The sequence below is a fragment of the Lysinibacillus sp. FSL R5-0849 genome (genome assembly GCF_038595075.1).
Classification (GTDB): domain Bacteria; phylum Bacillota; class Bacilli; order Bacillales_A; family Planococcaceae; genus Lysinibacillus; species Lysinibacillus fusiformis.
In genome coordinates this window covers 239645-253696 of the sequence record NZ_CP152004.1, presented here as the reverse complement: position 1 = coordinate 253696, position 14052 = coordinate 239645, and the positions used below count along the sequence as shown (strand labels likewise).

Below are 14052 nucleotides of genomic sequence, written 5' to 3'. Positions count from 1 at the left end.
GTAAAAGTCACCATCTTTTCAAAATTAAAATAAGTGTGGCATGCAACCACACTTTTATTTCTTATATAGATGATGTTCTTTAATATAGTCATAACAAGCATTGGGCAAAAGATATCTTGGCTCTCCACCCATCGCAAATTCTTCCCGAATATAGGTAGAGCTAATTTCCATGGCTAAGCCCTTATCAATAAGATGAAATCTCCCATCATCATTATTTCTTAAAATCGGGGATCGGCTAATTGTTGATAGCATATCAACCCCATGCCTCGCCATAACTATGAATTTATTTTCGGTAACTAATGCGTCTCCCTTTTTCCATAGTCCTGCTCCAATGTCTACTAATAAATCTGCGCCCATAATAAAGTGGATTTCATCTTCTGGATGTTTTTCCCTAAAGTATTTCATCGTGTCATACGTGTAAATATTCCATCCCTCTTGATCCATCTCATAGGAATCTGCTATAAAACGATCATCCTTAGCAATTGCTAAATGTAGCATATTCCACCGATGCTTATCTTCTGTTTTTATAGTTTTATCTTTTCGCTTATTTGAACAGGGTAAAAATATGACCTTATCTAATTTACAACGGTGTGCAACCGTGCTAGCAGTCCAAAGATGAACATTGGTGATAGGATCAAAGGATGAACCATAAATACCTATTCTCGCCATCGTATCTTCCTCCTGTCATTTTTTATCTAGTATCCATCTTCTTCGAAATTTTTTCTTTAATATCATGAATAATAGCTCTCTTGTGATCCCAGCAAGCCTGACTCAAATCAACTGGGTACTCTTCCGGGTTCATCGTTCGTTTGTACTCACACCATAATAATTTTAAATTTTTCTTTGCATATGCTTGTGTCTCTTGAATTGTAGGTTCCTCAAATACTACTTTCCCATTTTCTACAATGCTTTCATGTAACTCGATCGCTGTAAAATTCGTCACAAACTTAGTTATATACGTATGAACAGGGTGGAACATCTTTAATCGTTCTGTTTGCTGAATATTTTCCTCATCAAGGGCAATATAGTCACCTTCAGCATGACCATTCTCATTATTAACAATACGATAGACTCGTTTGCGCCCAGGAGTCGTCACCTTTTCTGGATTCGCAGAGATTTTTATAGTATCAACCATTTCCCCATTTTCATTTTCAATAGAGACTAACTTGTATACTCCACCTAAAGCAGCTTGATCGTAGGCTGTAATTAGCTTCGTGCCGATTCCCCAAGCATCAATTTTCGCCCCTTGAGATTTTAAATGCATAATAGTATATTCGTCTAAATCATTGGATGCTATAATTTTTGTTTCCTTAAAGCCTGCATCATCTAGCATTTTTCTTGCTACCTTTGATAAATAGGCTAAATCACCACTGTCTAAACGGATACCAATAAAATTAATTTGATCTCCCAATTCCTTCGCTACTTTGATGGCATTCGGAACACCTGACCGTAACGTATCATAAGTATCTACTAAGAATACACAGTCTTTATGTGCAGCTGCATATTTTTTAAACGCAGTATATTCATCTCTATAGGTTTGAATCATAGCATGCGCATGTGTTCCTGAAACTGGAATACCAAATAATTTACCTGCACGCACATTACTTGTTGCAGAAAAGCCACCGATATAAGCAGCACGAGTTCCCCAAATTGCCGCATCGAATTCGTGAGCACGACGGGTTCCAAACTCCATCACAACATCCTCACCCGTCACTTCTTTAATACGCGAAGCTTTCGTCGCGATTAGCGTTTGGAAATTAACAATATTTAGCAAGGGGGTTTCTATTAATTGCGCTTCAGCCAATGGTGCCTCGATTCGCAAAATAGGTTCATTGGCAAAAACCAACTCTCCTTCTCTCATCCCCCTTATAGTTCCTGTAAACTTTAGATTCTGGAGATAGTGGAGAAATTCCTCTGGATAGTTCCCTTCTTCACGCAAATATTCAATATCACTTTGAGAAAAACCAAAGTTATTAATAAACTCCATTACTTTTTTTAAGCCAGCGAATATCGCATAACCATTGCCAAATGGAAGTTTTCTAAAATACAGCTCAAAAACAGCCTTTCGTTGATGAACCGCGTCCTTCCAATAGGTCTGAACCATATTTATTTGGTATAAATCGGTGTGTAACATGAAACTATCATCTGCGTATTTCACGTCATTTCCCTCCATTCTTTACTATCAAATAACAGAGGCACCAAGTGTATGCTCAAAATGACTTAAAGCCCACTCATGTCCTGTTTGATTAAAGGATGCGACAGCGTTTTTATGAATGACAAGATCGAACCCTTTATTATAAGCATCTACAGCCGTATGAAGAACACAGATGTCTGTACAAACACCAATTAAATGAAGCTCTGTAATTCCTCTTTCACGCAATTTCAACTCCAAATCTGTCCCTGCAAAGGCCGAGTAACGAGTTTTATCTATATAATAGACATGTTCCAATTCTTGCTTACCTTCGTACAATGTTTTTAAAGCCCCGTATAAATCTCGCCCTTTGGTATGACGAATATTATGTGGAGGAAATAGCTTTGTTTCAGGATGATAAACATCTTCTTGCTCATGAACATCTATAGCGAATACTGTGAACTCATTATTTGAGATAAATTCACTTGTTAAATTAACAATCGCCTGCTCAAGCTGTTGTCCCGGCTCCCCACAAGTTAGAGCTCCATCAGTTGCAACAAAATCAACAGTGTAATCAATATTAATTAATGCTCTCTTTTTCATCGTTTTATCACTCCAATTTTTAATTAGTAATACTTAAATTACAAATTACTGTTTTTAAAGTTATCAGGAAAGACGAATCTTTCCTAATGATAAATCGATTCCACTACTTCAAAATCATTAAAAGTATACAGCTGTGATGGCCTAAACGAATTACGCTTTGTTTTCTTCGGTTTTCCTTCCACATCCACTACTTTTTCGATAAAAGGTAGTTTAGGTGCTTTTGTAAAAAATACAGAATCATTAGCGATTCGTGGATCGTCTTCAACTGTCAGTAGTACCCGTTGTAATTCTGATAAGGTAAACTCTTGTGGTAAAAAATTTTTAGCAACGGTTGTTTGCACCATGTCTTTTTTAATAAATTCGAGTGCATCTGCAATGATTTTACGATGATCAAAGGCTAGTTGAAGTGTAAATACATTTTCAATATCAAATAACTCTACATCATCTGCATCATCATTTGCTTGTCGCTGTTCCATATGCTCCTCAGGAACAATCGCATAAAAAGCATTTGAAATCATCCAGCCACGAGGATCTCGGTTGATATCATCGTAAACACCAAAGTGCTGAACATGTAACCCTTCTACATTCGTCTCTTCTTTTAACTCTCTTTTTGCTGCAATATAGGCTGATTCCTTTTGATGAGCATCTACAAACCCACCCGGAAGCGCCCATTTTCCACCTTCAATATTGGCATTTCCATCAGCATCTTTAGCAGCACGCTTAATTAACATAATTTTAAGTGTCATGTTCGGCGGTGCCTTTTCTTCTGTTTTCTCCGAAGTAATCGTAAAAATTGCGATATCTGCTGTGTATCCATCAGGTGTTTTATATTTTGAAGAATCATAATGCGCTAGCATTTCTTCTTCCGTCCGAAATTTTGACATCATATAACCCCTTTAATCATTACAAGGTTTCAGTAATTTGTAATCAATGAATTACTATTTAATTGAATTATAAACCCCTACCGAAAAAAATGCAACCTATTTATTTAGTACCTCAAAGAGCTATTATCATCAGATTTTTTTAATCAAAATAAAAAAGCATAAATAAAGCTTTTATGCCTTATTTATGCCCATTTACTTTATTGTTCTTTCAGCAAAATTCCATTTTGTACAACAACTTGCCCATTTTTAATAACTGTATTTGTATGGTTCATGCCATAGAAGTATTGTAATTGCTTATAATTAGCAACATCTAAAATAATAACATCCGCTTTTTTATCCACTTCAAGGGAACCTATTTGTTCGCCTCGATTCACTGCATACGCAGCATTAATTGTTGTTGCCGTTAGTACCTCCTCTAGTGTCATTCCCATATGCATGCAAGCTAAATTCATTATAAATGGTAGACTCATAGTCGGAGATGATCCTGGATTAAAGTCCGTTGAAATGGCTACAGGTACCCCTTCATCAATCATTAGACGGCCTCTTGCGAACGGAGCACGTAAAAAGAATGCAGTTCCTGGCAGCAAGACAGCAATTGTACCCGCTTCAGCCATTTTTTGAATACCTTCATCAGAGGCTACTAACAAATGCTCTGCCGAAATGGCTCCCACTTCTGCAGCAAGTTCAGCACCTTTATAAGGCTCAATTTCATCGGCATGTATTTTCGGTGTTAATCCAAGGGCTTTCCCAGCCTCTAAAATACGCTCAGATTGTTCTGGTGTAAAGACACCTTTTTCACAAAATACATCATTAAATTCAGCCAGTTCTAACTCTGCAACTTTTGGTAGCATTTCATGAATCAAAACATCCACAAACTCATCCTCACGCCCTTTATAGTCGCGAGGTACTGCATGTGCACCCATAAAAGTACTAATAACATCCATATCATGCGTTGCTTGCAACTTTTTCGCTACTTCAAGCTGCTTCTTTTCCGTCTCCCAATCCAATCCATAGCCTGATTTGGCTTCAACGGTTGTGACTCCATGCTTTAAAAATATATCTAAGTGCTTCCTTGTTTTTTCATACAACTCATCAAAGCTAGTTTCTCGTGTACGCTTTGTTGTAGCGTGAATGCCACCACCCGTATTCATAATTTCCATATAGGTAGAACCATTGAGCCGCATATTAAACTCTTCTTCACGGGTTCCTCCATGTACGAGATGTGTATGACAGTCCACTAACCCTGGCATAACGACCTTACCAGAAGCATCAATTGTAGTAGCCTTCTTCACTAGTTCAGGAAAATCTACCTCTAATTGCTCTAAAGCACCTACAGCAACAATTCGATCTTCTTCAATAAGAACACTACCATTTTCCACTATAGCAATTTCTTGCATTTGCTCCTTTGTGCGAGGTCCTCGTACATTATTTTTTAATGTAATCACTTCATTAGCATTTTTAATTAAGACAGTCACTTTACATCATCCTTTAACATTGGTATTTGCACACCTTTGTTTTTAGCTGTCCGAATAGCAATGTCATAGCCTGCATCTGCGTGACGAGCCACACCCATACCAGGGTCTGAAATTAATACGCGTGCAATTTTCTCTGCTGCTAGCTCCGATCCGTCCGCTACTAACACTTGCCCTGCATGCTGTGAATAGCCCATACCTACGCCACCACCATGGTGAACACTTACCCAGCTGGCGCCGCTTGCTGTATTAACTAGCGCATTTAAAATCGGCCAATCCGATACTGCATCTGAACCATCCAACATCCCTTCTGTTTCACGGTTTGGCGAAGCAACAGAACCTGAATCAAGATGATCACGACCAAAAACAATTGGAGCTGATAACTCACCATTCGCTACCATTTCATTTACTTTTAACGCAAAGCGATGACGGTCGCCATAGCCTAGCCAACAAATACGTGCAGGTAATCCTTGCCATTTAACCATTTTTTGTGCCATATCGATCCAATTAACTAGACCTTCATCTTCAGCGAACATCTCTTTCGCAAGTGCATCCGTTTTATAAATATCCTCAGGGTCTCCCGAAAGCGCAGCCCAGCGGAATGGCCCTTTCCCTTCACAGAACAACGGACGAATATAGGCTGGTACGAAGCCCGGGAAATCAAAAGCATTGGTTACGCCCATTTCTTTAGCATAGGCGCGAATATTATTGCCATAATCAAACACCTCTGCACCAGCCTCTTGGAACTCTAGCATTGTACGAACATGCTCTGCCATAGTTTCCTTAGCTCTTCGTTCATATGTTTTTACATCTGATTTACGAAGTGCTAATGCTTCCTCAAATGTCATGTTATTCGGTATATAGCCATTTATCGGGTCATGTGCAGAGGTTTGGTCTGTGACAAAGTCTGGAATGATCCCTCGATTCAACAGTTCACGATTGACGTCTGCACAATTTCCAACAAGGCCAATCGAGGCTGGTTCTTTTTGGTCACGTAATTTATTTACTAATGCAACCGCTTCATCCACAGTTTCTACAAGATAATCACAATAGCCCTCTTTTATTTTACGTTCAATGCGGGCACGCTCTACTTCTACAACTAGAATGACAGCGCCAGCCATTTTCCCCGCTAGAGGTTGTGCACCACTCATCCCACCCATACCACCTGTAAGGATGAATTTACCGCGTAAATCTGCAGAGCCAAATACTTTTTTCCCTGCTTCTACGAAGGATAAATAAGTACCTTGTAAAATACCTTGTGCGCCGATATAAATCCAGCTTCCAGCAGTCATTTGACCATACATCATTAAATCTCGATCTTCTAATTCATAGAAATGGTCCCAATTAGCCCACGCTGGTACAAGATTGGAATTGGCAATTAAAACACGCGGAGAATGTTCATGTGTACGGAATACAGCTACGGGCTTCCCTGATTGGATCAATAATGTCTCATCATTCTCTAGTTTTTTTAATGAAGCAATAATTTGCTCATAACTTTCCCAATTACGAGCTGCCTTTCCAATACCTCCGTAAACAATCAGCTCATCTGGATTCTCCGCTACTTCAGGATCAAGATTGTTCATCAGCATGCGCATCGCTGCTTCCTGTGTCCATCCTTTACAAGTTAGTTGATTCCCATGTGGTGCACGAATACTTGTTTTAAATACCATAAAAAAACACGCTCCTTTAAAATAATAAATACATTAATAATAAATAAAACTGAATATTCAGACATCAAAACGAATAATCCCTTATAAAGCAGAGGCGACTTAGAAAACCAAGTCTCGCCTCAGCTCTTCCAACTTAAAATCTTTTAAGCAACTTTACATATATTCCTTTACTAGAGCATCACTAGTTAATAAATACTCCGCCAACGCCTCAATTTCATCACCGATCGGCTGATCTGCTAATAGCGGTGGACAAAACTCACGAACTTTCTCTAAATACTTTCGTGTGGTTGGTGATAATTGTTCCTCCGCTTTATCTAAATAAATAGCCTGTGATGCACAAATCATTTCTATCGCTATAACTAGGGCAGCATTTCGGACAATCTGACGTACTTGACGAGCAGAAGTTGTCCCCATACTTACATGGTCTTCCTGATTCCCTGATGTAGGAATTGAATCTACACTAGAAGGATGAGCCAACACTTTATTTTCTGAGACAATGGATGCTGCTGTATATTGAGCAATCATCAGACCGCACTCAATCCCGGGGTTTGTCGCTAAAAATGGTGGTAACCCTTCATTTAATTGAGGATTCACCATTCGCTCTGTACGGCGTTCTGAAATATTAGCCCATTCACTTACCCCAATTTTTAAAAAGTCCATCGCTAAAGCAATTGGTTGACCATGAAAATGGCCACCCGATAGTACTTCACCGTTTTCTAAAACAATCGGATTATCGGTCGTGGCGTTCATTTCAGTTTGTACTCGGTTCTCCGCGTAAAAGAAAGACTGCCAGGAAGCACCGTGCACTTGTGGAATACAGCGCAGTGAATATGCATCCTGCATACGAATTTCTCCTTGCTTTGTCACTCGCTTACTTCCCTCAAGCCACTTACGAATACGACCGCCAACAAGCTCTAACTCAGGATGTGGCCTTACCGCTAAAAGGGCTGGGTCAAACGCAGATGTGATTCCCTTCAATGCTTCTAGTGTTAAACTAGCAGCCATATCCGCCGCAAGCCCAATTCTTTCAGCCTCATTAACGGTTAAGACACCGATTCCTGTCATAGCCTGTGTACCGTTTACAAGTGCCAGCCCCTCTTTAGCTTGTAGTCGAACAGGTGATAACCCCGCTTGCTGTAACGCCTCACTACCACTCATCACTTCTCCATTAAACTCAGCCTTACCTTCTCCCACTAGGACTAAAGCTAAATGTGATAATGGCGCTAAATCTCCACTTGCTCCAACCGAACCTTGTGACGGGACAATTGGGTGTACGCCTTTATTAATAAAATCTAATAAAAGCTGTACCGTTTCCTCACGAATACCTGAAAATCCACGAGCTAAGGCATTTGCACGTAAAACCATCATGGCACGTACAACATCAGTAGGAAACGGATGGCCCACACCTGTTGCATCCGATCGTAATAAGTTCAGTTGCAATAGCTCAATATCGTCTTCCTCAATTTTTATATTGCTTAGTTTGCCAAAACCTGTATTCACACCATAAATCGTTTGTCCCTCCGCTAAGCGCTTTTCGATCCGTTCCCTACTTAAACGAATACGTTCTATACTATCTGTAGCAAGTGCAACTGTTGCATGCCCTTTAGCGATTTCCTCAATTTGTTGTCTTGTTAATGTATTGCCATCAAGCTCGATGATCGACTTCACATGACATCCCCCTATTCCCTTTATGGCTTATGTAAAATTCATTTTAACGTAATCACTAAAACATCCGCATTCAACTACTTTAAGCGTTTACATTGTAAATGAGTGTCCTGCTGAATGATGGTTAATTACTCTATTTCCATTGTACTAACTACCTTTTTCAGAATATAGAGAATTTTAAAAGAGAAAACATGATTTTTTTCAGATTCCTATGTTATTTTTAATAATATAATCGTATTTTTATATGAAACTAGAATATTATAAGCGAGGTTAGATGTTATGAAGCTGTTATTAATCGATCGAGACCCCACTGAACTAGCAGGCATTAAGTGGTTTTTACATACCTATTTTCCAGGCGATGTTCTCATTGACATGTGCACGACTATTTCAGATGTACCTCAATACATCCGTCAATTTGAACCGGATGCCATACTGTTAAATATCGACATGATCCCTAATAATCGCTTAACTTCTCTTTATCGAGATCTACAAAAACTTGCAGGTGCTATTTTAGCCGTAACAACAGAACCCTTATTTAAAAACGCATTGAAAGCCATTGATTTACAGGTAGCTCATCTGTTTGTAAAGCCCATTGATTTAGAAGTATTAAAGCAAAAACTGACAGGCATTTCCTTGCGCTCACCACAAAATACAGATTATGCCCAGGAGGCTGCAAATGAATCATTTTATAATCATTTATTTTTGGATACGAAATCAAACTCTATTGAAACTGGCATTTACTTTACAATAATTGAACCTGAGCACACTGAAACCTATAACAAGCTTTACAATTGGCTTCAACAAACATCTATTCACTTCCATATGAAAACCTATCCTTTATCGAATAGAATCGTCTGCCTTTTTCAAACGCAAGACATAAAGCTGGTAGAGAAGGATGTACGTACTCTTATGAAGGAATGGCGTTTGTTTAGCAATAGTTCTTTAAATATCGGGATATATGATGGACCGACTACAAGCATTAAAAATATGTATACATTAACAAAGCGTACACTTCATCAAAGTTTTTACGAAGGATTCGGGCATATTTTTTACGCAAGTAAACAATTTGAAATACACCCCTTTGATCCATTACTAACACCAGAGGAACAACAATTATTAATAAGTAGCCTGGAGGAGGGTAATCTCGAAGCCGTAAAAACATTTTTATATCGACTTTCTAATGAAGGCATCTATTACGAGCAGGATGACCTACGCATCCATCTAACAAGTGTGTTAGCACAAATTCGGCGCTTTATGTTGAAATATAAACTACACGAAAAAGCAGTCATTGAACAAAACTACCGCCAGCTATTCCATTTAATTATTGAGCATCCTATTTTTTATACGATTCTCAATGGCATTATTTCTTTCACACAGAGATTAATAGAGCTAGCCCGTGAAGCCCGCATGGAGAAAAGAGCCGATTATGTTGAGCTCGCTTTAGAAATTATTGATCAGCAATTTAAAGATAGTTCCTTGTCTCTTCCCTTTGTCGCCCGTAAGCTTGGCATCAGCCCCAATTATTTAAGTACGATTTTTTCGAAGAAACAGGGCTTGCCATTTAAGCGCTATATACAGCAAGTTAGAATTCAAAACGCTAGTAAGATGCTAGTAGAAACAGATTTTTCAATTAGTGAGATTGCTCATTTAAACGGTTTTGATGATCCAAATTATTTTATTAAAATATTTAAACAACAAATCGGTATGACTCCCCATCGATACCGAAAAAACTAAAAAGAATGTTGCATATAATTTTCAATTAGTTATTTTCATTTTCAATAAAGGCTTGTGTTATGGGTGTTAATTCTTTTACTTCTTTTCTTTTACAGTATAAATACTGTTTATATATAGTTTATTTAACAAGAAATTTAGGACGAGGATTAAGCATAAATAGGCTCTTCGGTGCATATATTTATATTTTATATCTTACTATAAAAATTCTTTAACGATAATTATTATAATGTACTAGCAATTCTATTTTATATTTGTTATAGTTATAGACGAAGAGTTTGACTTACATTATTTTCAGGAGGTAACTAATATGACAAACGCAAATGATCGTAGCCGTCGTTTTACAACAGCAGGTGGTGCTCCAGTAGTAAGTAACCATGACTCTATGTCAGCAGGTCCACGCGGCCCTCTATTACTTCAAGATGTATGGCTAGTTGAAAAATTAGCAAACTTCAATCGTGAAGTAATCCCTGAACGTCGTATGCATGCGAAAGGTTCAGGTGCATTTGGTACTTTTACTGTAACGCACGATATAACTCAATATACAAAAGCTAAAATCTTCTCAGAAGTGGGCCAGAAAACTGATATGTTCGCACGATTCTCCACAGTTGCTGGTGAGCGTGGTGCAGCAGATGCTGAGCGCGATATCCGCGGCTTTGCCCTTAAGTTCTATACTGAAGAAGGCAACTGGGATTTAGTAGGAAACAATACACCAGTATTTTTCTTCCGTGATCCACTACACTTTACAGATTTAAACCACGTGGTCAAACGTGATCCACGTACAAATATGAAAAACGCTAATTCTAACTGGGATTTCTGGACTCTATTACCAGAAGCACTTCACCAAGTTACAATTGTAATGTCCGACCGTGGTATTCCAACTGGTTACCGTAATATGCACGGATTTGGTTCTCACACATATAGCTTTATCAATGCTGATAATGAGCGTGTTTGGGTTAAATTCCACTTCCGTACAGAACAAGGCATTAAAAATTTAACAGGTGATGAAGCAACTGAGGTAATCGGTCAAGACCGTGAATCTTCACAACGTGATTTATATGAAGCCATCGAAAAAGGCGATTTCCCTAAATGGAAAATGTATATTCAGGTTATGACAGAGGAGCAAGCTCGTGAGCTACCATACAACCCATTCGATTTAACAAAAGTATGGTATAAAAAAGATTTCCCATTAATTCCTGTAGGTGAGTTTGAGTTAAATAAAAACCCGGACAACTACTTTGCAGAAGTGGAACAAGCTGCCTTTGCACCATCTAACATCGTCCCTGGTATTAGCTTCTCACCAGATAAAATGTTACAAGGTCGTATCTTTGCCTATGCGGATGCACAACGCTACCGTTTAGGTGTAAACCACTATATGCTTCCTGTTAACGCACCAAAATGTCCATTCCGTACTTTCCACCGAGATGGCTCTATGCGTTTTGACGGCAACCTTGGATCAACACTAGGCTATGAACCAAATAGCTATGGTGAATGGGAACATAATTTAGACCATAAAGAGCCTGAGTTACACATCGATGGTCATGCAGGAATTCATGATTTCCGTGAAGACGATAGTAATTACTTCGAGCAACCAGGTAAACTTTTCCGCCTAATGACTGCGAAAGAACAACAACGTCTATTTGAAAATACGGCTAATGATATGGCTTCTGTTGAGGAATTCATCAAACGCCGTCACATTCTTCACTGCTATTTAGCTGATCCAGCATATGGTGAAGGTGTTGCAAAAGCAATGGGTCTTTCATTAGAAGGTATGGATCTTACAAATCCATACGTAAAACAACCAACAAACGTTTAATATTCCACTTATTATTGATATCCAAATCCAACTTTTACTCCATGTGAATGTATAATTCACGTGGAGCTTTTTTGTATTCGTCTAGGTTCAAGCGTTCACTTCTATTTGCAAATGCATATATTCATCTCCCCTATTAAGTTGTGAAACCAACATAAAAAAAAGGCTTGTGTCTAGTAAATAAACACAAGCCTCGCACTATTATTATTGATAGATTTGACTACCTGCCTTTTTAAACTCCGCTGACTTTTCCCTCATACCTTCATGGATGGCTTCTGTTGTATTTAAATCCTTTTCTTTAGCATAATTACGAATATCCTGGGAAATTCTCATGCTACAAAATTTAGGCCCGCACATTGAACAAAAATGAGCCGTTTTGGCTCCTTCTGCTGGCAATGTTTCATCATGATATTCTACTGCACGCTCTGGATCAAGAGAAAGGTTAAATTGATCGCGCCAGCGGAACTCAAAACGCGCTTTTGACAGTGCATCATCCCGTTGCTGTGCACCTGGGTGACCCTTTGCTAAATCTGCAGCATGTGCAGCAATTTTATAAGTAATAACCCCTACTCGAACATCCTCCCTATTAGGTAAACCTAAATGTTCCTTCGGTGTCACGTAGCAGAGCATAGCAGTTCCAAACCAACCAATCATCGCCGCTCCAATAGCAGATGTAATATGGTCATAACCTGGCGCAATATCTGTTGTCAATGGACCTAATGTATAGAAGGGAGCTTCCTTACAAACCTCTAATTGCTTGTCCATATTTTCTTTAATCAAATGCATTGGAACATGACCTGGCCCTTCCACCATTACTTGAACATCATGCTTCCATGCGATTTGCGTTAATTCGCCTAATGTTTCCAGCTCCGCGAATTGTGCTTCATCGTTAGCATCCGCGATTGACCCTGGGCGTAAGCCATCTCCTAATGAGAAGGCTACATCATAAGCTTTCATAATTTCGCATATTTCCTCAAAATGAGTATAGAGGAAGTTCTCTTGATGATGGTATAAGCACCACTGCGCCATAATGGACCCACCCCGAGACACAATACCCGTTACACGGTTTGCGGTAAGAGGGACATAACGTAAAAGGACACCTGCATGAATAGTGAAATAATCTACCCCTTGCTCCGCTTGTTCAATAAGCGTATCACGGTACACCTCCCACGTTAAATCCTCAGCCACACCATTCACTTTTTCTAATGCCTGATAAATTGGTACTGTCCCAACGGGTACTGCAGCATTTCGAATAATCCATTCTCTCGTTGTATGAATATGCTTGCCAGTTGATAGATCCATAATATTATCAGCGCCCCAGCGTGTAGCCCATGTCATTTTTTCGACCTCCTCTGCAATCGAGGATGATACGGCTGAATTTCCAATGTTCGCATTAATTTTCACATGGAAATTACGACCGATAATCATTGGCTCTGCCTCTGGATGATTAATATTGGAAGGCATAATAGCTCGGCCTGCTGCAATCTCTGAACGTACGAAATCTGGGTCCATATTTTCGCGTATCGCTACAAATTCCATCTCAGGTGTAATAATTCCCTTTCTAGCATAATGAAGCTGTGTGACATTTCTACCCTTCTTTGCACGTAAAGGCTTTCTCACCAATTCCGGAAAGACATTTTCATGGATACGTGGATCATCAGCACGACGAAAACCATTATCCTCAGGTTTAATCGTACGTCCTCCGTATTCCTCAACATCCCCTCGCTCTTGTATCCAAGGACTTCTTAAAGCAGGTAAGCCTTTTGTAATATCCACACGAAAGGAAGGATCTGTATATGGTCCACTCGTATCATACACTCGAATCGGGGCATTTTCTTCATCTCCAAAGCTACCAGTCGTCGGACTTAATGCAATTTCACGCATTGGTACTAATATATCTGGACGAGATCCTTCCACATAAACCTTTTTACTTCCTTCAAAGTTAGACATAATCGTAATGTTCTTTTCACTAATTGCTGACATGAGCTACTTCTCTCCCTTAAATATATTTTAGGCAAGGACCGAATCTAGCTCACCCAACAATCAAATAAAATAAATAAAGGCCGAATCCAAAATAATAATT

The 14052-nt window shown here is 39.0% G+C and carries 10 protein-coding genes; 2 read left to right on the top strand and 8 right to left on the bottom strand.

From position 1 onward, the window contains the following. Window positions 1–54: 54 nt before the first annotated feature. The 7 genes from nadD to hutH all read right to left on the bottom strand — a co-directional run bounded on the left by nadD (window position 55) and on the right by hutH (window position 8428). Window positions 55–669 carry a nicotinate-nucleotide adenylyltransferase gene (nadD, locus tag MKY80_RS01170; RefSeq protein WP_089986936.1) on the bottom strand — a complete coding sequence of 205 codons (615 nt, stop codon included), beginning with the start codon at window positions 667–669 and terminating at the stop codon, window positions 55–57. Window positions 670–691: 22 nt separating this feature from the next. Beyond that, complete coding sequence (locus tag MKY80_RS01165) at window positions 692–2173, bottom strand: nicotinate phosphoribosyltransferase (RefSeq protein ID WP_342531586.1); 1482 nt, start codon at window positions 2171–2173, stop codon at window positions 692–694. Between the two features lie 9 nt (window positions 2174–2182). Next, window positions 2183–2734, bottom strand: a complete 552-nt coding sequence (locus tag MKY80_RS01160; RefSeq protein WP_036220239.1) for an isochorismatase family cysteine hydrolase — start codon at window positions 2732–2734, stop codon at window positions 2183–2185. Window positions 2735–2817: 83 nt separating this feature from the next. Continuing rightward, window positions 2818–3618: an NUDIX domain-containing protein gene (locus MKY80_RS01155; RefSeq protein WP_089986934.1), complete on the bottom strand. Its 801-nt coding sequence runs from the start codon at window positions 3616–3618 to the stop codon at window positions 2818–2820. Between the two features lie 197 nt (window positions 3619–3815). After that, window positions 3816–5093, bottom strand: a complete 1278-nt coding sequence (gene hutI / locus MKY80_RS01150; RefSeq protein ID WP_089986933.1) for an imidazolonepropionase — start codon at window positions 5091–5093, stop codon at window positions 3816–3818. Beyond that, on the bottom strand, window positions 5090–6760 hold the full coding sequence (gene hutU / locus MKY80_RS01145) for a urocanate hydratase (protein WP_089986932.1): 1671 nt from the start codon (window positions 6758–6760) through the stop codon (window positions 5090–5092). The genes hutI and hutU overlap by 4 nt, the downstream gene beginning before the upstream one ends. A 153-nt stretch (window positions 6761–6913) precedes the next feature. Further along, window positions 6914–8428 (bottom strand): histidine ammonia-lyase, encoded by a 1515-nt coding sequence (hutH, locus tag MKY80_RS01140; RefSeq protein WP_107922580.1) that lies wholly within the window; start codon window positions 8426–8428, stop codon window positions 6914–6916. A 276-nt stretch (window positions 8429–8704) separates the two neighbouring features. On the opposite strand from hutH, the gene MKY80_RS01135 reads away from it, so the two are divergent. Beyond that, window positions 8705–10159 (top strand): response regulator transcription factor, encoded by a 1455-nt coding sequence (locus MKY80_RS01135; protein WP_107922581.1) that lies wholly within the window; start codon window positions 8705–8707, stop codon window positions 10157–10159. Window positions 10160–10466: 307 nt separating this feature from the next. Next, a complete protein-coding gene (locus MKY80_RS01130; RefSeq protein ID WP_239355356.1) occupies window positions 10467–11972 on the top strand; it encodes a catalase in 1506 nt (501 codons plus the stop codon). Window positions 11973–12173: 201 nt separating this feature from the next. Here MKY80_RS01130 and thiC read toward each other — a convergent pair whose 3' ends face one another. After that, window positions 12174–13952, bottom strand: a complete 1779-nt coding sequence (thiC, locus tag MKY80_RS01125) for a phosphomethylpyrimidine synthase ThiC (protein ID WP_107922583.1) — start codon at window positions 13950–13952, stop codon at window positions 12174–12176. Between the last annotated feature and the right edge of the window lie 100 nt (window positions 13953–14052).

Bases quoted from the DNA above. Each gene is read 5' to 3' on its own strand.
- nadD (WP_089986936.1), bottom strand. From the start codon at position 669: ATGGCGAGAATAGGTATTTATGGTTCATCCTTTGATCCTATCACCAAT.
- MKY80_RS01165 (WP_342531586.1), bottom strand. From the start codon at position 2,173: ATGGAGGGAAATGACGTGAAATACGCAGATGATAGTTTCATGTTACAC.
- MKY80_RS01160 (WP_036220239.1), bottom strand. From the start codon at position 2,734: ATGAAAAAGAGAGCATTAATTAATATTGATTACACTGTTGATTTTGTT.
- MKY80_RS01155 (WP_089986934.1), bottom strand. From the start codon at position 3,618: ATGTCAAAATTTCGGACGGAAGAAGAAATGCTAGCGCATTATGATTCT.
- hutU (WP_089986932.1), bottom strand. From the start codon at position 6,760: ATGGTATTTAAAACAAGTATTCGTGCACCACATGGGAATCAACTAACT.
- MKY80_RS01135 (WP_107922581.1), top strand. From the start codon at position 8,705: ATGAAGCTGTTATTAATCGATCGAGACCCCACTGAACTAGCAGGCATT.
- MKY80_RS01130 (WP_239355356.1), top strand. From the start codon at position 10,467: ATGACAAACGCAAATGATCGTAGCCGTCGTTTTACAACAGCAGGTGGT.
- thiC (WP_107922583.1), bottom strand. From the start codon at position 13,952: ATGTCAGCAATTAGTGAAAAGAACATTACGATTATGTCTAACTTTGAA.